The organism is Streptomyces caniferus (assembly GCF_009811555.1).
In the GTDB taxonomy this organism is placed as follows: domain Bacteria; phylum Actinomycetota; class Actinomycetes; order Streptomycetales; family Streptomycetaceae; genus Streptomyces; species Streptomyces caniferus.
The window spans coordinates 21,759-46,679 of sequence record NZ_BLIN01000005.1 but is presented as its reverse complement, the minus strand read 5'-3'; the positions used below and the strand labels follow the sequence as shown (position 1 = coordinate 46,679).

Sequence of the window (24,921 nt, the reverse complement as noted above, 5' to 3'; positions counted from 1 at the left end):
GGCGATGCGTCCGCCGAGGGAGACGAGCCGCCCGGCCGCGCGGTGCCCGCCGCTGAGAGGAAGCGGCGGGCACCACGTCGGCCTGGTGCGACTCGCGGTCATTCGGAAGTGGCCCCGCCCCAGCTTTGGGCGATGACGCCCTTGGCGTTGCTCTGCTGGGTCTCGGTCGGGAAGCTCGGCGTGCCGGAGACCTTCGGCAGCTTCGCAGCCGCGGTCTTGTCGAGCGTGCCGGCCTTCTTCATGGCGGTCATCAGAGCCGGGCGGGCGTATCCCTTGAGTCTGATGTTCTGGCCCTCGGTGCTGTAGAGGTACTCCTGCCACAGGCGCGCGGCCGCGGGGTGCGGCGCGTCCTTGTTGATGGCCTGCGAGTAGTACTGGGAGAACTTGCCGTCCGAGGGGACCACGACCGTCCAGTCGAGGCCCTTGGACTTGAACTCGTGGGTGTACCCCGCGTTGAGGTAGTCCCAGTCGATGCTGATCGGTGTCCGACCCTTCCCGATGGTGGTCGGGGTGGAGTCGAGGGGCGTGTAGTTGCCGCTCTTCTTCAGCTTGGCGAAGAAGTCTATGCCGGGCTGGATGTCGTCGAAGGAGCCACCGTTGGCGAGGGCGGCCGCGTACACGGCGCCGAAGGCCGAGCCCGACTTGGTGGGGCTGCCGTTGAGCGCGACCAGCCCCTTGTACTCCGGCTTGAGCAGATCCTTGAAGCTGGTCGGGCAGGTGCGCACACGCTTGGCATCGCACCCGAAGGAGATGTAGCCGCCGTAGTCGTTCGCCCAGCGGCCGATCGAGTCCCGCTGGGTGTCGGGGATGTCGGCGAAACCGGTGACCATGTACGGCGCGAGGAGGCCCTGCTGGGCCGCGCTCTGCGCGAAGGAGCTGCCGAGGTCGAGGACGTCGGGCGCGCTGTCCTTGCCCTTGCGCGAGGTGACGGCGCTGATCTCGTCCTGGCTGGCGCCATTCGGGTTCTCGACCTCGACCTTGATGCCGTACTTCTTCTTGAAGCCGTCCATCAGGGCGCCGTAGTTTGCCCAGTCGCGGGGCAGCGCGACCGCACGCAGCGTGCCCTCCTTCTTGGCCGCCTCGGCCAGGGCGTCAACGCCGCCGAGGGCCTCGGCCGTGGTCGCGGTGGCCGCGCTCTTTCCGCCGGCGGCGTCCGACCCGTCTGAGGACGAGCCACAGGCGCTGAGGGCTAGCGCGGCGGCGACGGCGAGGACGCCGGTGAGGACGGCGGTCCTCGGCAGGAACACGGTCACGGACTCTCCAGAGGTGCGCACAGACAATTGAGGGGATTTCATGCGGGTCACACAGGGGATGCACGTGGGGGGTGAGCACTTGCCCGACGACGGTCTGGACAAGTAGGGCCTCAGTAGGCCCAACTATGGTGTCCGCCGGGTAAACATTGGTAAAACTATTGACTCCGATTCCCTCACAATCGCAGCTCGCAGGGGTCACGCGGCACCTCGTCCTGGCCGGCCGCGCTGCACACTTTGCGCACAACTCCGCGCGAGAGGGAAGCATGCGGCACGGCACGAGGAGACCGCCAAGAGCCGAGGCGGGCGATCGGCCGCACGGACTCATCCTGGGCAGTCCGTTCCCCGCGGAGACCGAACTGGGCGGCGGGGGAGTGGACGGCGCGATGCACCGGCGCGGCGGCCCGGAGGTCCTCGCCGAGTGCCGTGATCTGCGTGCCTCGAAGTACGGTGGCGGCCTTGCCGCCGTCGCGATTACCGCCGTCGACACCGTCCGCGTCGAGATCGAGGCGACACCCGACACCTTTGGCGAGATCCGTTTCGTTGTCTTCGACGGCCATGCCCGCCAGGCGTGCGAAGCGGCCTTTGTCGGAGAATGACCGGAATGCGCTGCCCCGAGCATGTCGAGAGGCTCCGGTCGCCCTCACGTAGCGTCAGAACTTGCTGATGTGACGGGCCTCCTCGGCCTCTTTGACGACGGTGGACAGGTCCGCGCCGCTCGCGGCGGTCACGGTGGCCGCGACGGCCCCTTCGACGAACGGGGCATCGGCCATGACGGCGTGGGTGCCGGGGTGGTCCTCCAGGACCAGCCGTGCGGTGAGGACCGAGCTGCCCAGATCCGGCAGGACCAGCACGCCGGCACCGGCATCGGCGGTGCGCAGCGCATCGAGGACGCCGGAGTAACTCGTTCCCATGCGGCCGTCGTCAGTGCCGCCGGCCGTGGCGACCACGACCCGTCCGCAGCCCAACTGTTCGACCAGCGACTTCACGCCGAGGGCGATCTCCGCACTGTGTGACACAAGTACGATGCCAACCAACGGTGTCATGAACGAGGACTCTATAAGTCGGAACGCCGTTCATCAATACCGAACAGGGAGTTGTTTCCATGGTCCAGGCGGTGCACAGGGCGATGCACGTTCTCCGGGAGCTCGCCACGGCGACACCGCGACTGGGAGTGACAGAACTGGCCGACCGCATCGGCGTCGCCAAGCCCACCGTGCACGCCCTGCTGCGCACCCTGGAGGCGGAGGGCATGGTCGTCCAGGACCGCGAGACGGGCAAGTACCAATTGGGCCCCGGACTGGTGGTCCTCGGCAACGCCTACCTGGACTCGCACGAACTGCGCACCCGCGCGGTGACCTGGGCCGATCTGCTGGCCACCCAGACCGGTGCCGCCGTGTGGGTCGGGGTCTTCACGGACCGCCACGTCCTCGTCGTCCACCATGCGTTCCGCCCCGGCGGTTCGGTGCAGGTGCTGGAGACGGGGGCCAGTCTGCCCTGGAACACCTGCGCCCTGGGCAAGGCCATTGCGGCCTTCCTGCCCGCCGAACGCCGTAAGGAGCTGCTGGCGGGCGAGCTGCTCCGGGTCACCGGTGCCAGCATCGACGACCCCGAACGGCTCGCGACGCAGTTGGACCAGGTGCGTGAGACCGGGTACGCGCTGGACGACCAGGAGTTGACCTTGGGGGACGCCGGCATCGCGGCCCCCGTCTTCGACCGCACCGGCGAAGTCGTGGGCGGCCTCGGCCTGGTGGGCCCGGTCGAGCGCCTGCTCGCCGACAGTGCACGTCAGGAGTGTGCCATCGCGGTGCGCGAAGTCGCCCGCAGCCTGTCGCGGGATCTCGGCGCACCGCGTAACGCGGGTCTGCGCGCCAGCAGCTGACGTTGCTCGGGGGCCCTCCCGATGCAATGGAGTGTTCATCAACTCGGCATGTAAGGCTGGTTGATTCGACAAGATCTGCGGTCTGCGGAGCCGCTGTGCAACAAGTCCTTGACGGGGCCGGGGTCGGTGGGTTTTGCTTCCTGTGGCCATTCGGTAATGCCGAACAGCTTTCGGAAAATGTCAGCGATCCGACCTACCGCTCAAGGTTGCGATCGCGGGGGAGCGAAGGAGCGCCTGCCATGCGGAAGACTGCGAAGAAGCCCGTCAAGTTACCCGAGCACTCGGCTTCGTGCCCGGCGTCGGGGACGTTCCCGCCGTGTGCCCCCGTTGCGCGTCACCTCCGTCAACACCCCTGGTTGCACAGCCCTGTTGGAGCCCCAACCGAAGGAGTACCGGTGGATGTTTCGCTCACCCGTGACTGGGTGCAGAACACCGCCTCGGCCATGAGCCGGAACCAGGAGCACCTCACCACACTTGATTCGGCCATCGGGGACGGAGACCACGGGGCCAACATGGCTCGTGGTTTCGGCGCGGTGCGCGCCGTTATCGACGACGCGTCACGGCCCGCCGCCTCGGTCGACGAGATCCTCGTGGCGGCGGGAAAGACCCTGGTGTCCGTGGTCGGCGGCGCCTCCGGCCCCCTGTTCGGCAGCGCCTTCCGGGCTCTCGGCGAGGCCCTCGACGCCGACGCGGAGATCGACACCCCGCGGTTCGCGGCAGGGCTCGCCGCGGCGCTCGACAAGCTTCAGCAGCTGGGCGCGGCGGTGCCCGGCGACAAGACCATGGTCGACGCGTACGCCCCCGCCGTCGCAGCCTTCCGGGACGCGGCGCACTCCGGCGCCGACTTCCGCACGGCCGCGCACGCCGCGGCCGACGCGGCCGAAGCCGGTATGCGGGCCACCGTGCCGATGCAGGCCAGGAAGGGCCGCGCGTCGTACCTGGGGCTGCGCAGCGTCGGCCACCAGGACCCGGGCGCCACTTCGACCGCGTACGTCTTCCGCGCCCTCGCCGAGGCGACGGAAGCCGAGGCGACGAGAGCCCGGCTCGCCTGACCGTTTGTGACCTGCAGGACTTCCGCCGCCCCGGCCGACTGCCCCACGCGGCGTCCGATGGCTACTCGATACCTCTTGATTCCTCACCCGGGCCGGAGCTCGGCGGCCGTTTGCTCGCATCGTCGCCGCGCCACGCCTGTGCCGGATTCCGGGGCGCTCCCGTAACGCGTCCCGTCACCCCTCTGAACGCGAGATTGGATCTACGTGACTGTCCATTCCGTCGACCATGTTGAGTTCTTCGTCGGGGATGTCAACCAGGCATCCCACTACTACTGCGGTACCTACGGATTCCGGGTGGTGGCCGAGGCGGGACCGCTCACCGGACTGGCCGGAGCCCGCTCGCTGGTGCTGGCGCACGGCGGCGTCCGCCTGGTACTGACCTCCGCCCTGCACGCCGACCACGCGGCCTCGCGGTTCGTCCGCAGGCACGGCGACGGTGTCCGCGATGTGGCCCTGCGGACGGACGATGCGGTCGGCGACTTCGAACGGGCGGTGGCCGCAGGGGCCGAGGTCGTCTCGGAACCGCAGACCTTCGAGGACCCCACCGGCCGGGTCACCCGGGCCACCATCGCCGCGACCAACGACCTGGTCCACAGCTTCGTACAGCGTGACGAGCCGTCAGGCGCCTTCCTGCCCAAGCGATATCGGCCCGTTGCCGCCGTAGCCGCGCCGGGCCCCGAGCTGCTGCGCTCGGTCGACCACCTGGCCCTGTGCCTGCGCGCCGGTTCGCTGGAGACCATGGTCGACTTCTATCAGCGGGCGCTGGGGCTGCGGCACACCTACGACGAGTACATAGTCGTCGGTGGTCAGGCGATGGCTTCGAAGGTCGTGCAGGACGAGACCAGGGGCGTCACCTTCACCATGGTGGAGCCGGACCCGGTCGGCGACCGCGGTCAGCTCAACGACTTCCTCGACGGTTTCGACGGTCCCGGCGTCCAGCATGTGGCCTACGGTACGAACGACATCGTCCGGGCGGCCCGCGAACTGCGCGCGTCCGGCGTGGAGTTGCTGTCGACCCCGGCCGGTTACTACTCCGCGCTGGCCGACCGGGGCATCGAGGTGGACATCGACACCGAGGTCCTGCAAGAACTGGGCCTGCTGGCCGACCGGGACGAATGGGGCCAGCTGGTCCAGGTGTTCACCCGCTCTCCCTACGCCCGCCGTACGGTGTTCTTCGAGCTGATCCAGCGGCTCGAGGCGCGGACCTTCGGCAGCGGCAACATCAAGGCTCTCTACGAGGCCGTGGAGCGCGAGCGCGCCGAGGGCCCGGATGCCGGCGTTCCGGTCGGCGCCGCGGCGAGGACCGAGGGGTGACCGCTCCGGTGGCCGGGCGGGCCGAGCCGCACGATGCCCCGGAGGACCCGCTCCTGTCCCCCAGGGACTACGCAGCGGCGGCAGGCGCCCGGCTCGACCGGTCCGTATGGGACTACATCGCCGGTGGCAGCGGTGACGAGGTGACGCTGCGCGAGGACCGCGAGGCCTACGACCGCTACCGGCTGCGTCCGCGGACTCTCGTCGACGTGTCCCACCTCGAGTTGGGCACCACACTGCTCGGCCGGCCGGTGTCGATCCCCATCGGTATCGCGCCGATGGCCTACCACCGGCTGGTCCATGCGGACGGCGAGATCGCCACCGCCCGCGCGGCCGGTGCGGTGGGTGCGCTCACCATCGCCAGCACCTTCGCGAGCAAGACGCTCGAGGAGACCGCGCGGGCCGCGACCGGCCCGCTGTGGCTGCAGCTGTACGTGATGCGCCGCAGAGAGGTCACCGAGTCCCTCGTACGGCGCGCCGAAGCCGCCGGCTACGGGGCCCTGGTGATCACCGTCGACACCCCGCGGATGGCGCGCCGCGAGCGCGACCTGCGCAATGGGTTCAGCCTGCCGCCGTACGTCCGGCCGGCCAACCTGGACCACGGCCAACGGGCCGGGCTGCACGAGGGCCGGTCCGGCAACTCCACCCTGGCCGAACACGCCGCGCTGCACCATGACGCCGCGTTCACCTGGGAGGACCTGGCCTGGTTGCGTTCGCTGACCCGCCTGCCGCTGGTGCTCAAGGGCGTACTCACCGCGGAGGACGCCCGGCGGGCGGCCGATCTCGGGGTGGCAGGGCTGATCGTCTCCACCCACGGCGGCCGCCAACTCGACGGCGTGATACCGGCGTTGGACGCGCTGCCCGAGGTCGTCGCCGCCGTGCCGCCCGAGTGCGAGGTCCTCGTCGACGGTGGCATCCGCCGCGGTACGGACGTGCTCAAGGCGCTGGCGCTCGGGGCCCGCGCGGTGCTGGTCGGCCGTCCCGTCCTCTGGGGCCTCGCCGTCGACGGTGCCGACGGTGTCGAACGGGTCCTGGCCACCCTCCGGGCGGAGCTGGAGGAGGCGATGGCCCTGACCGGCCGGCCCCGCCTCGACACCATCACCCGGGACCTGCTCCACCCCTCCGCGGACCTTCCGTTCCACCCCACTTCGAACGACAAGGAAATGGCATGACGACGAACGACGCACGCTTCGCGCTGACCGACGCCGAGCGGGACCTGCTGCCGTCCGACGAAGACGTGCAGTTCTACCAGGAGCACGGCTGGTATCTGTCGAAGAAGCTGCTGACCGACGAGGAAGCCGACCTGCTGAACTCCGCGGCCGACCGCTTCTACGCCGGCCACCGGGACCGCACCCTGCCGACCCGGCCGCCGCGCCTGGCGTACTGGGAGCCGTCGCAGGGCGATGTGCACCGGCACAACGACTACATCTTCTACGAGGACGAGACCATCCGCAGCATCCTGGCCAAGCCGCTGATCGCGGCGGTCGCGGCACGTATCGCGGAGACCAGCCAGATACGGCTGTGGAACAGCACGCTCATCCACAAGCCGCAGCGTGCGGACGACGCCCGCAACATCGTGCCGTGGCACTTCGACCGCCACTACTGGCAGACCTGCTCCTCCGACGAGATGCTCACCGCCTTCATCCCCTTCCACGACTGTGACGAGGAGATGGGGACGATCACGATGGTCGATGGCAGTCACCGCTGGAAGGAGATCGGCGGGGACGATTCCACCAGCCGCCACTTCGCCGAACGCGACCGGTCGGAGCTCGAGGACATGCTCTCCGAGAACGCCGCGTTCAACAACGCGGAGGTGCGCAAGGTCCCGGTGAACATCCCCAAGGGACACATCAGCTTCCACCACTGCCGCACCTACCACGGCAGCGGTTACAACCTCAGCGACCGTCCCCGCCGGGCCATCTCGCTGCACCTGCAGGACCAGGCCAACCAGTGGCGGCCCTTCGAGCTGTCCTCCGGCGACCTCGTCGTCTACAACAACGATGTGCTCGTCGGCAAGGACGAGAACGGCAACCCCGACTACAACGACGCGGACTTCTGCCCCGTCCTGTGGGAGGACCCCCGGTGAGTCACGGTTCCCCCACCACCATGCTGTCCGCCGACGAGCTGCACGGCTCGCTCGGCGACCCGCTCATGGAAGTGATGAACTTCCTCAACGAGGTCACCTCCCGCTACCCGCAAGCGATCTCCTTCGGGCCGGGCCGCCCCTATGAAGGGCTGTTCGAGGTCGAGCGGATCGGCGACTACCTCGACGCGTACACCCGGCATCTCTCCGAGGACCTGGGCCGGACCCCCGACGAGGTTCGGACCCTGCTCTTCCAGTACGGGCGGACCAACGGCCAGATCCATGAGCTGGTGGCCCGCGCCCTGCGCAACGACGAGGGCATCGAGGCGGACCCCGCATCCCTCGTCGTCACCGTGGGCTGCCAGGAGGGCATGTTCCTCGCCCTTCGCGCGCTGTTCCGTGATTCCTCGGACGTCCTGCTGGTCTCTTCGCCCTGCTATGTCGGGATCACCGGAGCGGCCCGGCTGCTGGACATCGAGACCGTGCACGTGCCCGAGGGCGAGAACGGGATCGACCCGGACGTGCTGCGGCGGACCGTCGCCGACCTGCGGGCGGCCGGTAAGCGCCCGCGCGCGCTCTACCTGGTTCCGGACTTCTCCAACCCCACCGGCACCTGCCTGCCGCTCCCCACGCGCCACCGTCTGCTCGACATGGCCGAGGAGGAGGACCTGCTCCTCCTGGAGGACAATCCGTACGGATTCTTCACGCGCACCGGTACCGGCCTGCCCACGCTCAAGGCGCTGGACGGCCGGCGGCGAGTGATCTACCTCGGTTCCTTCGCCAAGACCTGCTTCCCCGGAGCCCGGGTCGGCTATGTGGTCGCCGACCAGCACGTCCAGGCGTCGGACGGCAGCCGTACGCTCCTGGCGGACGAACTGTCCAAGATCAAGGGCATGGTGACGGTCAACACCCCGGCGCTCAGCCAGGCGGTCATCGGGGGCATGCTCCTCACCCATGACTTCCGTCTGCGGGAGGCCAACAAGCCGGCCGCCGACTTCTACCAGGAGAACCTGAAGGTCCTGCTCGACTCGCTCGACCGGCTGCTGCCTCCCGAGCGACGCGAGGCGGCCGGGATCCACTGGAACTCGCCCGAGGGCGGCTTCTTCCTCACCCTGACCCTGCCCGTCCCCGCGGACAACGCGCTGCTCGAAGAGTCCGCCCGCGAGCACGGGGTGATCTGGACGCCCATGAGTTACTTCTACCCGGATCCGGACAGCGGCGGCCGGTACCAGATGCGGCTTTCCCTCAGCTACCTGACGCCTGCCCAAGTAACTGAAGGAGCCCGGCGGTTGGTCGGACTGCTGGAACGGAGCTGCGCATGAACGCCGTCCTCTACGTGGTGACGGTGCTGATCTGGGGCTCCACCTGGCTGGCCATCAAGGGCCAGCTCGGGGATGTGCACCCCACGGCATCGATCGCCTACCGGTTCGCGCTGGCGGCCGTCATCCTGCTGGCGTGGGCGCGCCTGCGCGGCCTGCCGCTGCGCTATCCGCTGCGGGTGCACGGGCAGTTCGTCCTCATGGGCGCGCTGATGTTCTCCACCAACTTCGTGTGCTTCTACTTCGCCGAGCAGTACCTCGCCACCGGCCTCGTCTCGATCATCTTCGCGATGTCGCTGGTGGTGAACATGGCGTTCGCCCGCATCTTCTTCAAGCGCGCGATCACCGCGAAGATGCTCGTAGGCGGAGCGATCGGGCTGCTGGGGATCGGCACGGTGTTCTGGCCGGAGTTCCAGAACTTCGGCCTCTCCTCCGGAACGGGGCAGGGCATCGTGCTCTCGGTCCTCGGCACCCTGGTGTTCTGCCTGGGCAACGTGGTCTCCGGCAAGACTCAGGCCGCCGGCATCCCGGTGATCCAGGGCACCGGGTACGCCATGGCGTACGGGGCGCTGCTGATGGCCCCGTACGCCGTGTTCTTCGGGGGCGGGGCCCTGTTCGACCCGACGCCGCAGTACGCCGGCTCGCTCGTCTACCTCGCCGTCTTCGGCTCGGTGATCGGCTTCGGCGCCTATCTCACCCTGCTCGGCCGGATCGGCGGTGAGCGTGCCGCGTACGCGATGGTGCTCTTCCCGATCGTGGCGCTCCTGCTGTCCACGGTGTTCGAGGAGTTCCACTGGACGGCGCGGGACCTGGCGGGCGTCTTCCTGATCCTGGTCGGCAACGCCGTGATGCTGACCAACCCGGCGCTGCTACGGCGGCTGACCGGTAACCGCTTCCCCGCACCGCCGGAGGCACCGGCCGAGCCGGCGGCCCAGAGCGCCGCCGACCGGTAGTCCCGTCCCCACGGTCCGTCCGGGCCTGTCCACTTCCCGGATGGGCCGGGACGGATGCGCGCCCCATCCCACCACGGTCGAAGAGGGACACCATGCATACCGCCGCAGTCGTCGGCACCGGTCTCATCGGCACATCGATCGCCCTGGCACTGACCGGCAGGGGAGTCACCACCCACCTCATCGACCGCGACCCCCACAGCGTGCGGATCGCCGCCGCGCGCGGCGCGGGGACGCCCGGACCACCGTCGGCACCAGTGGACATCGCGGTCATCTGTGTGCCGCCCTCGGACGTCGCCAGGACCATCGCGGACCACCAGAAGGCCGAGCTGGCCAGGGTGTACACGGACGTGGCGAGCGTCAAGGCGCTGCCGCACGCCGAATGCCTGGCCCTCGGCTGCGACACCGCTGCCCTGGTGGGCGGACATCCGCTGGCCGGGCGGGAACGCTCCGGGCCGCTGTCGGCCCGCGCCGACCTCTTCCAGGACCGCCACTGGGTGCTCACCCCGACCGCGGAAACCAGCGAAGCCACCCTCAACCGCGCCCTGGAGCTGGTGTCGCTGTGCGGCGCCGTCCCGGTACTGCTCGATCCGTCGGACCACGACCGGGCGGTGGCCCTCGTCTCCCATCTGCCGCACCTGATGGCGAGCCTCACCGCGGCCCGGCTGCTGGAGGGGGAGGGCCACGCGGTGCGGCTGGCAGGCCGCGGTGTACGGGACGTCACCAGAATCGCCGCCGGCGATTCCGGGCTGTGGACGGACATCCTCGCCGCCAACGCCCCCGCCCTCAGCGCGCTGCTCACGCAGCTCACCGCGGACCTGCAGAGAACGGCCGCCGCGCTGGACCGGCTGACCGAAGAAGGACCGGAGCAGCAGGACGACGCACTGGCGGACCTGACCGACGTGCTGCGGCGCGGCGCCGAGGGCCGGGCCCGCATCGCGACCACCCACGGCGGCCGGGGTGCGGGCTCCCACGCCGTGCTCTCGGTCTCCCTCGGTGACCAGGACCGGCGCCTGGAGCGGCTGCTCGACGACGTGAGCGAGGCACGGGTGGACCTGGAGGACCTGCTGCTTCCGGAGACGACGGCGCCGCCGCGCGGTGCGGTCGAGCTGCTGGTCGCACCGGACGTGGCGCGCCCCCTCACCGACGCCCTGCGCGACCGGGGCTGGGCGGTCCGTTAGCTCCCCCCCGCCGCACGTACATCCACCAGCCATCACGGGGATTGGTTCCTTTCTTGTCCACGCATTCCGACGTGTCCACACAGGCCGAACAGGCCGACGTGTCCCCACAGCCCGCCCCTGATGCCGGCGCCGCGCGCCATCTGCGAGCGGCGGGCCAGGGCACTCTCGGCATCCTGGCCGACCTGATCGAACAGGAGCGGCCGATCTTCGCGATGCCGTCCTGGTTCGTCACCGAGGACTCCGCCCAAGTCGGCTTCCTCCTCAGTGAGCTGGTGCGCGAACTCGGTGCCGCGCCACCCGGCACCGCGTACCGGAGCTTCTTCGCCAACTCCCGCTACGAGGCGTTGCACGGCGCCGTCAAGCTGCTGCGCCACCGGGCCCTCGCCACCGCCGGCTCCCACGGTGGCCGGGTGCTCGTCCTCGACCCGGACGGCACGCTCGGCAGGCGCGCCGATCCGCTGGGCGAGGGACCCGAACGTGCCCTGGTACCCGGCCTCGTCACCTGTCCCACCCCCGACGCCCTGCGCGAGGCCCTGTCGACGGACTCGTACTGCGGCCTCGTCGTCCGCGCCCCGGAGTCCGTCGACCCCGCGGAGCTGACCGCACTCGCGAAGCTCGCCCGCGCCCAGGGTGCCCGCATCGCCCTCGACCTCGCCGACGCCGATCCGCTGCAGCTCCGGTCCCCGGCGACAGCGGCGGCGCGGCCCGACCTCGTCGTGGTCGGCGAATCACTGACCGGCTACGAGGTGCCGTTCGGCGCGTTCATCGGTACCCACGACATGTTCGCCCCGTGGAGCACGCCCGCGACCGGCTTTCTGCACTCCAACACCTACGGCGGCAACACCGTCGCGATGCGCGCCGTCCAGCGGCAACTGCTGCGCCGCTGGAACGCCGAGGCGCCGGTGCACCGGGTGCTGGCCGCCGCCACGAAGGACTGGCAGCGCACCCTCGATCTCTACGCGCGCCATGTGAACCCGATGACGGTACGGATGCACCGCAAGCTGCGCGGTGCCCTGCACGTCGTACGGGCCAAGGGCTCCCGGCTCACCGTCCAGCTGGATTCCGGCCGCCGTCTGGAACTGGTCGACGGCCTGTGCGGCGCGGGTCTCGGCGTCAACGGCCACAATCCGACCGACGCCCTGACCGACGTCGTCCGCAACCACGATCCGGACCGCGACTACGTGGCCGAGCTGCGGCGGGTGCTGGCCGAGGAGAGCGGACTGCCGCACACCTTCCCCGCGGTGAGCGGCGCCTCGGCGGTGGAGAACGCGCTGATCCTGGCCCGGCTCGCCCGCCCCGAACGCCGGCGGATCGTCGTCTTCAAGCACAATTACGGCGGGAAGACGCTGGTATCGCTGCTGGCCACCGCCGCGACCAGGACCCGAGCCCCCTTCGCGCCGCTCTACGAAGACATCGTCCACATCGACCCGTATGCGGCGGATGCAGCCGACGAGTTCCGTACGCAGATCGCCTCGGGACAGGTCGGCCTGGTCTGGATCGAACTAGTCCACGGCAGCTCGGACTCCTACGGCCCGATCCCCGGCGCGCTGCTCGACGTCGTGGCCCGCGGCCGGACCGACGACGGCTACCTGGTCGGTGTCGACGAGGTGCTGACCTCGTTCTACCGGTGCGGACGGCGCTTCGCCCACCAGGGCCGGCTGCCCGAGATCGACCTGATGAGCCTGTCCAAGGCGCTCAGCTACGGCTGCTTCCCCACCGGCGCGGCCCTGGTCTCCGACGCTGTGCACGACGCGGCCACCAAGACCAACCCCCAGCTCGTCACCGAACTGCGGGAACACCACGCCGGCCGCCTCGGCGCCCACTTCGCGCTGCAGGCCATCGCCCAGGTCGATGCCCTCCAGCTCGACCGGCGGGTGGCGGCGCTTTCCGAGGTGGTCCGTACCGGAATCGCCGGCATGCGGAGGCGCTCACCGAGCGTCGGACGGCGGTTCGCCGAGGGATTGCTCGGCCGCTTCGAGGTGCGGCTGCCCCGCCTCCTGCGACGGTTCATCGAACCCGACGGGGAGCTGATGACCTTCTCGATGATGCTCTGGTGGGTCACCAGAGCCAGGGCGTTCGTCGTCTACGACGTCTTCCTGCTGCCGCTGATCGCGACCGAGGACGAGATCCGCCAAGTGATGCGCAGCGCCCAGGAACTCTCGCGCACCAGCCCGTACCGGCTGCTCGCACAAGTGGCCCGATTCCATGCGGAAGAAACGCTCCGCGGTGCCCTGCGGTGGGCCCGGAGCGCCACACACAAGTCCAGCCCCACGGGGAGCAACACATGAGCGAACAGAACGTCGAGGTGATCCGCCGGTTCTTCCGGCTGTTCGACGAGGGCCGGCTCGAAGACATCGAGGCGCTGCTCTCCCCGGACTTCGAATGGATCTACCACGGCCCCACGTCCCTTCCCTGGGCCGGGACGTATCGCGGAGTCGAAGGATTCAGGGAGTTCTTCGCCCTCGTCCGGGGCTTGATCGAGGTCCAGGAATGCGAGGCGTACGACTACCTCGACGCGGGGGACCGGGTGGTGGTCCTCGGCGTCAGCCGGACCCGGATCCTGGCCAACGACGCCCGGTACGAGGCGCAGTGGATGAACGTCTTCACCGTCCACGACGGGCTGATCACGCGCTACCTCGACCTCTACGACACCGCCAGCGTCGTAGCGGCCCTGAACGCTCCCCGCAGGTGACGCGCCCATGACACACATAGCTGCCGCCGACACCCTCGGCGGCGCCTTCCGCCAGGCGGTCTCCGACGGTCCGGACGGCACCGCCCTGATCGCCGGTGACCTGCGGCTCAGCTACCGCCAACTGGCCGGCTGGGCGGGGACGGTGGCCCGACGGCTCGCGGACACCCTGGAACCCGAAGAACTCGTCGGGATCTGTGCGCCGCGTGCGCCCGGGACCATCGCCACCCTGCTCGGAGTCGTCCTGGCGGGCGGCGCCTGTCTGCCGCTGGATCCGCGCGCGCCCGACGCCCGGCTGCGCGCCCTCGTCGAGGACAGCGGAACACGCACGGTGTTCGCGGCGGGCAAGGACGTACCGCGGATGCGTGCCCTGCTTCCCGAGCAGGTCGAGGTCCGGTACGTCGACGAGTCGCCGCCCGGTGACCCGTCCCCGTTCGCCCCGGTGCCGGTGCGGCCGGACGCGCTCGGCTATGTCATCCACACCTCGGGCAGCACCGGCCTGCCCAAAGGCGTGATGGTGGAGCAGCGCTCCGTCCTCGCCCTGGTGCACGGCACGACGTCCGGGCTCCGCCGCGACGACGTCTTTCTGCAACTGGCTCCGCTGCACGTCGACCCCTCGGTGTTCGAGATCTGGGGCGCCCTGCTGAACGGCGCGACCCTTGTCCTGCCCGAGCAGCCGGACCCGACCGTCCACGACATCGGCCGCGCCGTCACCCGGCACGGAGTGACCGTGCTGCGGCTGGCCGCCCCGTTGTTCCGGCTGGCGGTGGAGCACATCACGCCCGAACTGCGCGGGCTGCGCCTGCTGATATCGGGCGGCGACCGGGCCCATCCGCGGTCGGTGCGGCAGGCGCTGCGGGCGCTGCCCGGCTGTCGGATCGTCAACGGCTACGGACCGACCGAGACGACCGTCTACGCCTGCTGGCATGTCATGGGGGAGGACGACGAGAGCCGGCCGGACGTGCCGATCGGCCGGCCCGTGGCGGGTGCGTCGGCGTATGTGCTCGGACCCGACCGCCGGCCGGTGGCCCCGGGCGACGAGGGGGAACTCTGCATCGGCGGCGCCGGAGTGGCCCGGGGCTATCTCGGCCGGCCCGAGCTGACGGCCGAGCGGTTCCTGGCCGAGCCGGGCCGGCCCGACCGCCGGGCGTATCTGACGGGCGACCGGGTGCGTCTGCTGCCGGACGGCAATCTGGCCTTCCTGGGCCGCCTCGACGACCAGCTCAAGATCCGTGGGTACCGGGTCGAACCGGGTGAGGTCGAGCGGGCCCTGCTCGGGCACCCGGCCGTTCGCGAGGCGGTGGTGGTCGCGCAGGGAGAGGCCCCGCTCAGCCGACTGGTGGCGTTCGTCTGCCCGGCCGCCGGGCAATCGGTGTCCGAGAGCGAACTGCTGGACCACGCGGGCGAGTTGCTGCCCGGCCATCTGGTGCCGGCCGCCGCGACGGCGCTGCCCGCGATGCCGGTGACCGCGAACGGCAAGGCCGACCGCCAACTGCTCGCGCGGCGTGCGCAGAGCGCGCAGTCCACGCAGGCCACCGCGCCCGACGACGAGCCCGGCTCCGGCACCGTCGGTACCATGACGGCCCTCTGGCGGGAGGTGCTCGGCGGCCCGGTCGGCGCCGACACCGACTTCCTCGCGGCGGGCGGCGACTCGCTCGCCGCCATGGTCGTCCTGGCCCGTCTGGAGCGTGTCACGGGCGTCGCGCTCTCCGTCGCCGAACTCCTCGATGCCGGCACCGTCCGCGCGCTCGCCGCCCGCGTCGACGCCGCCGAGCCCGCCCGTCGCGGCGCGCCGCGCACGGCAGTCACCGGCCGGGTTCCCCTCCTCCCGGGACAGGAAGGCATCTGGTTCGAGCAACAAGCGGCACCCGGGGGCCGCTACACCATCTCCCGCACCTTCCTCGTACGGGGGCCGGTCGACGTCTCCGCACTGCGCACCGCCCTCACCCGGCTCGCGGACCGCCAGCGCGCACTGCGCACGGCCATCGAGCAGGACGCGGACGGCTGGTGGCAGTCCCCGTCCGCCGACCCGGGCGCCGCGCTGCGCCACCTGGACCTCGGAGGCACGCCGGACGCCGGCCGGGAGACCCGGGCCCGGCAGCTGATCGCGGACTCCGCCGCTGCCGACCCCACCGATCTGGTGACACCCCTGGTCCGCACGCTGGTGCTCACCCTGGACCCGCTCCGGACCGTCGTCCACTTCGACATCCACCATGTCCTCGCGGACGACTGGTCGCTGGACCTGTTCTTCGGAGAACTCTCCCATCTCTACCGGGAGTTGGTGGTCCGGTCGGATTCGGACGCAGCCGCTCTCCCGCCCCTTGAGCTGTCGTTCGCCGACCATGTGCGGGACTCCCTCGACGGCCTTCCGCAGCGGTCGGCCGCGGCACAGGAGTTCTGGCGGGAAGCGCTGGACGGCGGGGCCGCCGCACTCGACCTGGTGACGGACGCCCCGCGCCCCGGAGTCCTCAGCGGCGCCGGAGACCGGATCCGCCTCCGGATCGATGCCGGACAGACCGCCCGGCTCACCGGGGCGGCCCGCGCGCACGGCGTCAGCCGGTTCATGTTCTGCCTGGCCGGGGTCTACACCGTGCTGTCCGCGTACGCCGAGCGGGACGAGCTCTGCCTCGGCGGCCTGGCCGGCGGTCGCGGCCGGGCCGGCACCGACCGCCTCATCGGCTACTTCGTCAATATGCTGCCGCTACGGGTCAGTGCTTCCGGCGACACTCGGGTGGCGGACCTGCTGCAGCGGGTCCGGGAAGCCTGCGTCAGGGCGTACCGTCACCAGGACGTCCCCTTCCAGACGGTCTGCCGGGATCTGGGTGTCATGGGCCCCGGGCGCGGCTCGGTGCCCTTCCAGGCCGTCGTCAACTACCAGCAACGGCCCCCTCGCCTGCCGGACTTCGGCCCCACCGTCGAGCCCTGGCCGACCGTGGCGCCGGACACCGCCAAGTTCGAGCTGTCCTTCGCCTTCCAGGAGACCGGCGACGCCATCGACGTCGAGCTGGAGTTCAGCACCGATCTCTACCGCGCGGACACCGTCCGGCAACTCGGCGAACAGCTGGTCGCGGTGCTCGGCCGGCTCGCGGACGACCAGCACACCACCCTGCGCGAACTGGAGCTGTCCACGCCCGATGAGCTCCCACACCGGGAAGGTGAAGGGGAGGTGGAGCGCCCTGCGTACACCGCGGAGACCACCCTGCACGAGCTGTTCGCCCGGCAGGCCGCCACCCGGCCCGACAAACCGGCCGTCGTCGGCGACGACCTCACCCTCACCTACCGGGAGCTCGACCGGCTCAGCGACGATGTCGCGGCCCGGCTCGCCGCGCACGGCGTGCGCGCAGGCGACCGGGTGGCGATCTGTCTGGACCGCTCGCCGCGCCTGATCGTGGCGATCCTCGGCGTCCTCAAGACCGGTGCGGCATACGTCCCGCTCGACCCGACGTACCCCGCCGAGCGGCTGAGGTACACCGTCGACGACGTACGGGCCCGGGCCCTGGTCACCGCCAAGGAGTTCACCGACGCGCTGTTCCGCCGGGTGCCCGAAGGGACCACGGTCCTCGGCATCGACCGGCTGACCGAACCCGCCGACGAGGAGCGGCCCTGCCCACCCGCCCGTGGCGCGGCCCCGGGCGACCCGGCGTACCTCATCTACACCTCCGGCAGCACCGGCCGCCCGCGCGGGGTGGTGATCGGGCACCGTTCGGTCGTCAACACGCTCCACGCGAACCTGGCCCGGCACCCCTTCGACGCCACGGACGTCTGGCTGCAGCTCACCTCACCCGGCTTCGACGTCGCGGTGTACGAGCAGTTCATGCCGCTGGTGTCCGGTGCCACCCTCGTCTTCTGCGACGACACCACACGCGGCGACGGCACGGCCCTCACCCGCCTCCTCCGGGAGCGGCAGGTGACCGTCATGGTGACCGTCCCGTCGCTGCTCCGGGCCCTGGGCCGCCCCGACCTCGCGGACGTACGGGTGCTGCTGGTGGCCGGTGAGCCCGCGGACGTGCACGACACCCGGCACTTCGCCCGCGACCGGGTGGTCATCAACGGATACGGGCCGACCGAGGCCGCCGTCCTCGCGACCACCTACCAAGCGGCGCCGGACGACGACCGGGCCCGGGTACCGATCGGCCGCCCGCTGCCCGGCACCGGCGCCCATGTGATCGACCGGTACGGCCGCCTCGCCGCCACCGGCGTTCCCGGCGAACTCCACCTGGGCGGCGCCGGCGTCGGCCACGGCTACTGGAACCGGCCCGAGCAGACCGCGCAGCTCTTCACCACCATCCCGGCGACCGGGCCCGGCGAGCGGCTCTACCGCACCGGCGACCGGGTGCGCCGGCTGCCCGACGGGAACCTCGACTTCCTGGGCCGGCTGGACGGCCAGATCAAGCTGCGCGGCTTCCGCATCGAACTGGGCGAGATCGAGGCCGCGTCGGCAACGCACCCCGGAGTGCACGAGGCGATCGCGGTCGTGCTGGGGCACGGACCGGACGCCGAGCTGGCCGCGGTCCACGTCGGCCCCGCGGACGCCCGGCAGGTCCGTGAACATCTGACGAGGCTGCTGCCCGCCCACATGGTTCCCCACCACCTCGTTCCCGTCGACGCCATCCCGACCGGCAGCCACGGCAAGGCCGACCGTAGAGCCATCGCCGCCCTGCTGGCCGACCGGCTGTCGGCCGCCCCCGCCGGCGCGGACCCCGAAGCCGGCGCGACCCCCGACGAGCACCGGATGCTGGGGCTGTGGGAAGACGTACTCGGCAACCGGGTGGGGTCGCTCGACGACGATTTCTTCGCGCTCGGCGGGCACTCGCTGCGCGTCATCAGGCTGCTCGGCCGCATCGAGCGGGAGTACGGCACTCGCCTCGCGGTCCGCGACTTCCTGGCGGCGCCGACCGTCCGTGCCACGGCCGCCCGGACAGCGGGCCGGGACGCCGGGGGCGGGACCACGGTCGGCCCGGCCGACGCCGTACTCGACCCTTCCGTCGTCTTCAGCGGCCCGCCCGCGCCGTGCGGCGCGCCGGTGCTGCTGACCGGCGCCACCGGATTCGTCGGGGCGTACGTACTCCAGGAGCTGCTGGACCGCACCGACGACCGTGTGCTGTGCCTGATACGGGCCGGCTCGCCCCGCGCCGCACGCCGCCGCATCGAGGCCACCGTCACCGCCTACGGACTGCGGATCGACCCGTACGACCCCCGCATCGTGCCGGTCCCGGGCGACCTGGCACTGCCCGGCCTGGGGCTGGCGGGTACCGAGGGGGAGCGGGCGATACGGGAGGCGGGCACCGTCTTCCACGTCGGCGCCCAGGTGCACCACCTCTCCGGCTTCCAGCATCTCGCCGCCGCCAACGTCCAGGGCACCGAGGAGCTGCTGAAGGCCGCGGCGGCGGGCCGGCCCGCCCGGTTCCACCACATCTCCACCCTCGGGGTGTTCACGGCCGACGGCCCGCCACGGTCGATCACCGAGGTCACCCCCATCGACGGTGAACGCCACCCGCGCGGCCGGGGCTACGCGGCCACCAAATGGGCGGCCGAGCGGCTCATCGCCCAGGCCGTGGCCCGCGGCGCGCACGCCCGCGTCTACCGCCTCGGCCGGGCCGGCGGCGCCACCGGCACCGGCGCGCTGAGCCTCGACGACATGCTCACCCGGCTCCTGGAGAGCTCCGCCGCCCTCGGCTGCTACCCGGCCGACCCACGGCTGACGTTCGATGTGCTGCCCGTCGACGTCATGGCACGCGCCCTGGTCACCCTGGCGCTCGCCGACGATGAGACCGGCGCCGTCTACCACCTGCACCACCCCCAAGAGCGGGAGCTGGGAACCTTCCTGGCCCCCTACGACCGACGCGGCGGCGGACCCACGAGGCCGGTGGCCCTCGACGAGTGGATCCAGCGGCTCGACGCGGCGGCGGCCGCCGGGACCGAACTGCCCGCCTTCGCCTACCTCGAACACCTCAGAGAACTGTGCGCCGCCCGCCGCCCCGACGGCGTCCACCATCTCAACCGGGCCACCCTCGCCGCGCTGCGGACCCACGGCATCACGCCGCCGGACCTCGATGACGCGCTCATCGGCCGGTGGTGGGACTTCCTGCGGCAGTCACGCGCCAGGCTCGGAACGACGACCGGAGACACCCCCCGATGACCAGTCCGCCCACTCCGACCACCCCCACCATCGCATCCGCCGGCACGGAGCCCGCCCGGGGGAACCCCGCGCCCCTGCACTATCCGATGCCACGCCAGTGCCCGTACGCACCGCCCGAAGAAGTCACCGCGGTGCGTGCCGGAGGGGCCGTCCCCCGGGTCACGATCTGGAACGGGGTCCGGCCCTGGCTGTTCACCCGCTACGAGGACGCCCGAGTCGTCCTCTCCGACCCCCGCTTCAGTGCCGACAAGAGCCGCCCCGGCTACCCGCTGTCCAGCGCCGTCGCCCTCGCCGAGACCGCCGTCACCCCGACGCTGCTCATCATGGACAACCCCGAACACGATCACTACCGGCGGCTGGTGCTCGGCGAGTTCACCGTGAAGCGCGCCGAGTCCCTGCGGCCCGCCGTACGCGCGGTGGTGGACGGCTGCCTCGACCGGATGCTCCAAGGACCCGCACCGGCCGACCTGGTCACCGGGCTGGCGCTACCCGTCGCCCTCTCGGTGATCTGCGAGTTCCTGGGCGTGCCGTTCGAGGACCGGGAGCTGTTCCGCTCCCTCACCCACACCATGAACGCGATCGGCGGCACCACCGAGACCGCCGCGGCCGCCCGCCAGGAACTGCAGGAGTACCTGGAGTGCCTGGTCGCCGTACGGGAGAAGCACCCCCAGCAGGACTTCATCAGCCGGATGGCGGTGAAGCACCTCGGCACCGGCGCCATGGACCACGAACGGCTCGCCGCGATGGCCCTGCTGCTGCTCACCGCGGGCCATGACACCACCGCCAACATGATCTCGCTGGGGGTTCTGACCCTGCTGCGGCATCCCGCCCACTTCACCGCACTGCGCGACGGCGACGCCCCCGGACTGCTCGCCGGCACGGTCGAGGAGATGCTGCGCCACCTGACCATCGTGCAGCGCGGCATCCGCCGCATCGCCCTCGAAGACGTCGACGTCAACGGCCATCTCGTACGCGCCGGGGAAGGCGTCATCGCCGCTGTCAACGTCGCCAACCGCGACCCCCGGCGGTTCCCCTCCGGCGAGGACTTCGACCCCGCCGAGCGCGCCCACGGCCATCTTGCCTTCGGCTACGGGCCGCATCAGTGCCTGGGCCAGTCCCTCGCCCGGGTGGAGCTCCAGGAGGTGTACGCGGCCGTTGCGCGCAGGATCCCCACACTGCGCACCGCCGTGCCCGACACGGAGCTCCGCTTCAAGGAGGACATGGCGGTCTACGGCGTGCACGAGCTGCCGGTCACCTGGTGACGGGCACGAGTCGCCGGTCACCCGGTGACACCACCGCCCCGCCGCCCCCACAAAGACACCCCGGTAAGGAGCTGCCAGCCATGAGGGTCTCCCTCCTGCCCGAACACTGCGTCGGCGCCGGACACTGCGTCCTGTCGGCCCCCGAGGTCTTCGACCAGCACGAGGACGACGGCATCGTCCTGCTGCTCGACACCACCCCGGACGCGCACCTCGCCGACGCCGTCCACGAGGCCGCCGACCTCTGCCCCGCCCGGGCGATCCTGGTCGACGCACCGGGCGGCACCGCATGACCGCCGCACCCCCGGCCCGACTGCTCCAGGCGCTGCGCGACGCCCTGGGCGTTGCGGCCGTGCTCACCGACCCCGACATGACCGAGGGCTACGCGGGCGACATGATGCCGCTGGCGCCGCGCGGCCGGCCGCTCGCGGTCGTCCTGCCCGTCGACACGGCCCAGGTACGGGCCTGTGTACGCGCCTGCGCCGAGGCGGGCACCCCGATCGTGCCGCGCGGCGCCGGCAGCGGACTGACCGGCGCGGCCAACGCCGTCGACGGCTGCGTCGTCCTCGTCACGACGCGGATGAACCGGATCCTGGAACTCGACCTGGACAACCGGCTCGCGGTCGTCGAGCCGGGCGTGGTCAACCAGGACCTGCGCAAGGCGGCGGCCCGCCACGGCCTCTTCTACCCGCCCGACCCGTCGAGCCTGGACTGGTGCACCCTCGGCGGGAACCTGGCCACCAACGCCGGCGGCCTGTGCTGCGGAAAGTACGGAGTGACCGCGGACGCCGTACTCGGCCTCGAGGCGGTGCTCGCCGACGGCTCGCTCCTGCGGACCGGACGCAGAACCGTCAAGGGTGTCGCGGGTTACGACCTCACCCGGCTCTTCGTGGGCAGCGAGGGCACCCTCGGCGTCATCACCCGGGCGACCCTCGCCCTCAAGCCGCTGCCGGCCGCCCCCGGCACCCTGATCGCCTCGTTCGACGCCGTGCAGCAAGCCGGCGACGCCGTCATCCGCGTCGTACGGGAGGGCCTCGTCCCCTCCCTCATGGAGATCATGGACGCCACATCGCTGCGGGCATCTGCCGCCTACCTCGACACCGACCTCGGCGGCGCGGGCCAACAGGCACTGCTGCTCTGCCAGTCGGACTCCGGCGGTGCGGCAGCCGACTGCGAACTGGCCGCGATGGAGCGGCTCTGCCAGGAGGCCGGTGCCACCTTCACCCACACCACCCGCGATCCGGCCGAGGGCGACCTGCTGCTGCGGGCCCGCCGGGTGTCGCTCACCGCCCTGGAGGCGCAAGGGGCGGTGATGACCGAGGACGTGGCCGTACCACGGACCCGGATCGCCGAACTCATCGCCGGCTGCGAGAAGATCGGCGCCGCCGCCGGTCTCACCGTGGCCGTCGTCGGACACGCCGGGGACGGCAATATGCACCCCACCGTCCTGTACGACCGCACCTCGGCGGACGAGTTCCGCCGGGCCGGTGAAGCGTTCGACGCGATCCTCGCCCTGGGCCTCTCGCTCGGCGGCACCGTCACCGGCGAACACGGCATCGGCAAGCTCAAGCAGGAGTGGCTGGAACGCGAACTGGGCCCGGTCGCGATGCGGGTGCACCGGCAGCTCAAGGCGGCCCTCGACCCGGGAAACCTGTTCAACCCCGGAGCCGTCTTCAGCCCGGCGGAAGCAGGCCACGACACCCCATGATCCTCAAGACCTACCGGATCGTCGCCGGACTCGACGAAGCGCTGCGGACGCTCTTCTTCACCACCCTCATCTTCCGCACCGGAACGATGGCGTACCCGTTCCTCGCCGCGTACCTGCTGCTGTCCGGCGGCTTCGACACGGCGCAGGTGGGCGCGGCCGTGGCCTGCTTCGGGGTGGGCGCGCTCGCCGCCGACCTGGCCGCCAGTGTGCTGCTCGGCCGGATCGGCGCCCGGACGGTGATGCTCGGCGGTCTCGTGCTCAACGCCGCGGTCCTGGCCGTCACCCCGCTCCTGCACCAACTCCTCTGGATCATCCCGGCAGTTGTCGTCTGGGGCTTCGCCTACGAGGTGGTCACGCCCGCCTCGTACTCGGCCACCATCGACGGCTCGGCGCCCGCCGAGCGCAAGGTCGCCTTCTCCTGCTACCGGCTGGCCATCAACCTCGGCATGGCCGTCGGCCCCATCGCCGGCGGGCTGCTCTTCGCGGTGAGCCCTCGCGCGATGTTCTGGACCAATGCGGTCTGCGTACTGGCCGCGGCCGGATTCCTCATGCTCCGCACGAAGAACGGCGGCCCACCGGCCCGGTCCGCGAGGGCGGCCGAACGGGCGTTTGCCGGCGCCCGCCCACTGCGCGACCACACCCGCTTCTGGACGATCTTCGGCCTGTCACTGCCCATCCAGCTGGCCTACTCCCTCCCCTCGGTCTTCGCCAGTACCTACGTCATCGTCGGCCTGGGGATGCCCAGCTACTGGGCCGGCATCATCTTCACCGTCAACGCCGCAGGCATCGTCCTCTTCGAGGTCCCCCTCAACGCGGCGATGACACGCTGGCGGAACCTGCCGACGCTGCTCCTCGGCTACGGGCTGGCAGGCGCGGGATTCCTGCTGATGGGACTCTTCGGATCCGGCCCGGCCCTCGTCCTCGCCACCCTGGTGTGGACGGCGGGCGAGATCGTCGTCTTCCCCGGGCTGCTGCACTACGTCAGCGGTCTCGCGCCGTCCGGCAGCGCCGCCGACCGGAACATGAGCCTGTACTCCACCGGTGTCAACGTCGCTTTCATCCTGGCGCCCCAGCTCGCCCTGCTCCTCTCCGGACCCGGACACCCCGGAGCGCCCTGGGCGGTGGCCGGAGCCGCGGTCTGTGTGGCGTGGCTGCTGCTGATCGCGGCCAGCCGGAGCCCGTACACGTGGCATGACGAGCACACCTCGCACGATGAGCAACCGTCGCCCCCGCCCTCGCACAAGGAGGTACCCGAACCGTGCAAAAGCGCGACCTGACCCCGTACACAGGCGTCGAGTTCACCGGTGTCACCATCGACGACCTGCGCCGCCCCGAGGTCTTCGACGACCTCGTCGACTCGCTCCACCGACGGGATCTGGTCGTCGTCCGCGGCGTCGACCTCACACCGGAGCAGCAGATCGAACTCGCCGCACGGATCGGTAACCCGGTGCCCTTCGTGCTGAAGGACTGGCGACACCCGGAGTTCGACGAGATCCTCGTCTCCTCCAACGAGCGGAAGAACGACAAGCCGCTGGGCATCTCGCGGGTCGGCAACTTCTGGCACCAGGACTCGTCGTTCAACGAGCGCCCGCCCGAGTACACGATGCTGCACGGCGTCAATGTGCCCCAGGACTGCGGCCACACCCTTTTCGCGAGCGCTTGCGACGTCTACGACCGGCTGCCGGACGAGTGGCGGACCAAACTCGAAGGCCGCATCGGACTGCACACCCTGAGCAAACAGCAGCGCATCGGCCCGGAACACGTCGGGCTGTCCATCGCCGAGATGAGGACGCTGGTCACCCGGCAGTACCCGCCGGTCGAACACCCGGTGATCCGGCGCGACGGATTCACCGGCCGCAACTACGTCTACGCCGCCCGCGAGTACATGGACTCCGTGGCCGGCTTCGACCCCAACGACAACGCGGCCTTCTTCGATCTGGTCGACACGCTGGTGCAGGACCCCGCGCATGTCTACACGCACCGCTGGACCCCGCGCGACCTGCTCGTATGGAAGACGGCGACGACGTATCACGTGGCGACCGAGCTGCCCCCGGGCGTCTCCCGGACGGTGCACCGCATCAGCATCGCGGCCGCGTGA

At 71.1% G+C, this 24,921-nt stretch carries 18 protein-coding genes and 1 pseudogene; 17 read left to right on the top strand and 2 right to left on the bottom strand.

Annotated elements, in window-relative coordinates:
• Window positions 1–98: 98 nt before the first annotated feature.
• Entirely contained in the window at window positions 99–1,253 is a 1,155-nt protein-coding gene (locus Scani_RS16855) for an ABC transporter substrate-binding protein (protein WP_159476552.1), read from the bottom strand.
• 356 nt (window positions 1,254–1,609) lie between these two features.
• Here Scani_RS16855 and Scani_RS40985 point away from each other — a divergent pair.
• Window positions 1,610–1,732: pseudogene (locus Scani_RS40985) on the top strand (macro domain-containing protein); the annotation flags it as partial.
• Between the two features lie 171 nt (window positions 1,733–1,903).
• Here the strand turns inward: Scani_RS40985 and dhaM are convergent.
• The gene (gene dhaM, locus Scani_RS16845; RefSeq protein WP_159476546.1) at window positions 1,904–2,296 is read right to left on the bottom strand and encodes a dihydroxyacetone kinase phosphoryl donor subunit DhaM; all 393 of its coding nucleotides are present in this window, start codon (window positions 2,294–2,296) and stop codon (window positions 1,904–1,906) included.
• A gap of 59 nt (window positions 2,297–2,355) precedes the next feature.
• On the opposite strand from dhaM, the gene Scani_RS16840 reads away from it, so the two are divergent.
• The 16 genes from Scani_RS16840 to Scani_RS16765 all read left to right on the top strand — a co-directional run bounded on the left by Scani_RS16840 (window position 2,356) and on the right by Scani_RS16765 (window position 24,921).
• On the top strand, window positions 2,356–3,132 hold the full coding sequence (locus Scani_RS16840; RefSeq protein ID WP_159476543.1) for an IclR family transcriptional regulator: 777 nt from the start codon (window positions 2,356–2,358) through the stop codon (window positions 3,130–3,132).
• Between the two features lie 395 nt (window positions 3,133–3,527).
• A complete protein-coding gene (gene dhaL, locus Scani_RS16835; RefSeq protein WP_167538111.1) occupies window positions 3,528–4,184 on the top strand; it encodes a dihydroxyacetone kinase subunit DhaL in 657 nt (218 codons plus the stop codon).
• Between the two features lie 204 nt (window positions 4,185–4,388).
• Window positions 4,389–5,498 carry a 4-hydroxyphenylpyruvate dioxygenase gene (hppD, locus tag Scani_RS16830; protein WP_159476537.1) on the top strand — a complete coding sequence of 370 codons (1,110 nt, stop codon included), beginning with the start codon at window positions 4,389–4,391 and terminating at the stop codon, window positions 5,496–5,498.
• Window positions 5,495–6,667, top strand: a complete 1,173-nt coding sequence (locus Scani_RS16825) for an alpha-hydroxy acid oxidase (RefSeq protein ID WP_246295937.1) — start codon at window positions 5,495–5,497, stop codon at window positions 6,665–6,667. Before hppD ends, Scani_RS16825 begins: the two co-directional genes overlap by 4 nt.
• Window positions 6,664–7,581 carry a phytanoyl-CoA dioxygenase family protein gene (locus Scani_RS16820; RefSeq protein WP_159476534.1) on the top strand — a complete coding sequence of 306 codons (918 nt, stop codon included), beginning with the start codon at window positions 6,664–6,666 and terminating at the stop codon, window positions 7,579–7,581. Before Scani_RS16825 ends, Scani_RS16820 begins: the two co-directional genes overlap by 4 nt.
• A gap of 20 nt (window positions 7,582–7,601) precedes the next feature.
• Window positions 7,602–8,900: an aminotransferase-like domain-containing protein gene (locus Scani_RS16815; protein WP_159482171.1), complete on the top strand. Its 1,299-nt coding sequence runs from the start codon at window positions 7,602–7,604 to the stop codon at window positions 8,898–8,900.
• Window positions 8,897–9,850 carry a DMT family transporter gene (locus Scani_RS16810; RefSeq protein WP_159476531.1) on the top strand — a complete coding sequence of 318 codons (954 nt, stop codon included), beginning with the start codon at window positions 8,897–8,899 and terminating at the stop codon, window positions 9,848–9,850. The genes Scani_RS16815 and Scani_RS16810 overlap by 4 nt, the downstream gene beginning before the upstream one ends.
• 92 nt (window positions 9,851–9,942) lie before the next feature.
• Complete coding sequence (locus Scani_RS16805; protein WP_159476528.1) at window positions 9,943–11,028, top strand: prephenate dehydrogenase; 1,086 nt, start codon at window positions 9,943–9,945, stop codon at window positions 11,026–11,028.
• Window positions 11,029–11,099: 71 nt separating this feature from the next.
• Entirely contained in the window at window positions 11,100–13,316 is a 2,217-nt protein-coding gene (locus Scani_RS16800; protein WP_159476524.1) for an aminotransferase class III-fold pyridoxal phosphate-dependent enzyme, read from the top strand.
• Window positions 13,313–13,720 carry a nuclear transport factor 2 family protein gene (locus tag Scani_RS16795; RefSeq protein WP_159476521.1) on the top strand — a complete coding sequence of 136 codons (408 nt, stop codon included), beginning with the start codon at window positions 13,313–13,315 and terminating at the stop codon, window positions 13,718–13,720. The genes Scani_RS16800 and Scani_RS16795 overlap by 4 nt, the downstream gene beginning before the upstream one ends.
• A 7-nt stretch (window positions 13,721–13,727) precedes the next feature.
• Window positions 13,728–19,856, top strand: a complete 6,129-nt coding sequence (locus Scani_RS16790; RefSeq protein WP_159476518.1) for a non-ribosomal peptide synthetase — start codon at window positions 13,728–13,730, stop codon at window positions 19,854–19,856.
• The gene (locus Scani_RS16785) at window positions 19,853–21,118 is read left to right on the top strand and encodes a cytochrome P450 (protein ID WP_159476515.1); all 1,266 of its coding nucleotides are present in this window, start codon (window positions 19,853–19,855) and stop codon (window positions 21,116–21,118) included. Before Scani_RS16790 ends, Scani_RS16785 begins: the two co-directional genes overlap by 4 nt.
• Before the next feature lie 80 nt (window positions 21,119–21,198).
• Entirely contained in the window at window positions 21,199–21,408 is a 210-nt protein-coding gene (locus tag Scani_RS16780) for a ferredoxin (protein ID WP_159476496.1), read from the top strand.
• The gene (locus Scani_RS16775; protein WP_159476493.1) at window positions 21,405–22,823 is read left to right on the top strand and encodes an FAD-binding oxidoreductase; all 1,419 of its coding nucleotides are present in this window, start codon (window positions 21,405–21,407) and stop codon (window positions 22,821–22,823) included. Before Scani_RS16780 ends, Scani_RS16775 begins: the two co-directional genes overlap by 4 nt.
• Entirely contained in the window at window positions 22,820–24,100 is a 1,281-nt protein-coding gene (locus Scani_RS16770) for an MFS transporter (protein ID WP_159476491.1), read from the top strand. Before Scani_RS16775 ends, Scani_RS16770 begins: the two co-directional genes overlap by 4 nt.
• Window positions 24,082–24,921, top strand: coding sequence for a TauD/TfdA dioxygenase family protein (locus tag Scani_RS16765; RefSeq protein WP_159476488.1), 840 nt, complete (start codon window positions 24,082–24,084; stop codon window positions 24,919–24,921). The genes Scani_RS16770 and Scani_RS16765 overlap by 19 nt, the downstream gene beginning before the upstream one ends.

Excerpts from the sequence above, each read along its gene's own strand:
- Scani_RS16810 (WP_159476531.1), top strand. The coding sequence starts at position 8,897 with ATGAACGCCGTCCTCTACGTGGTGACGGTGCTGATCTGGGGCTCCACC.
- Scani_RS16780 (WP_159476496.1), top strand. The coding sequence starts at position 21,199 with ATGAGGGTCTCCCTCCTGCCCGAACACTGCGTCGGCGCCGGACACTGC.
- Scani_RS16770 (WP_159476491.1), top strand. The coding sequence starts at position 22,820 with ATGATCCTCAAGACCTACCGGATCGTCGCCGGACTCGACGAAGCGCTG.
- Scani_RS16820 (WP_159476534.1), top strand. The coding sequence starts at position 6,664 with ATGACGACGAACGACGCACGCTTCGCGCTGACCGACGCCGAGCGGGAC.
- Scani_RS16785 (WP_159476515.1), top strand. The coding sequence starts at position 19,853 with ATGACCAGTCCGCCCACTCCGACCACCCCCACCATCGCATCCGCCGGC.
- Scani_RS16775 (WP_159476493.1), top strand. The coding sequence starts at position 21,405 with ATGACCGCCGCACCCCCGGCCCGACTGCTCCAGGCGCTGCGCGACGCC.
- Scani_RS16815 (WP_159482171.1), top strand. The coding sequence starts at position 7,602 with ATGCTGTCCGCCGACGAGCTGCACGGCTCGCTCGGCGACCCGCTCATG.
- Scani_RS16795 (WP_159476521.1), top strand. The coding sequence starts at position 13,313 with ATGAGCGAACAGAACGTCGAGGTGATCCGCCGGTTCTTCCGGCTGTTC.
- Scani_RS16790 (WP_159476518.1), top strand. The coding sequence starts at position 13,728 with ATGACACACATAGCTGCCGCCGACACCCTCGGCGGCGCCTTCCGCCAG.
- Scani_RS16805 (WP_159476528.1), top strand. The coding sequence starts at position 9,943 with ATGCATACCGCCGCAGTCGTCGGCACCGGTCTCATCGGCACATCGATC.
- Scani_RS16840 (WP_159476543.1), top strand. The coding sequence starts at position 2,356 with ATGGTCCAGGCGGTGCACAGGGCGATGCACGTTCTCCGGGAGCTCGCC.
- dhaM (WP_159476546.1), bottom strand. The coding sequence starts at position 2,296 with ATGACACCGTTGGTTGGCATCGTACTTGTGTCACACAGTGCGGAGATC.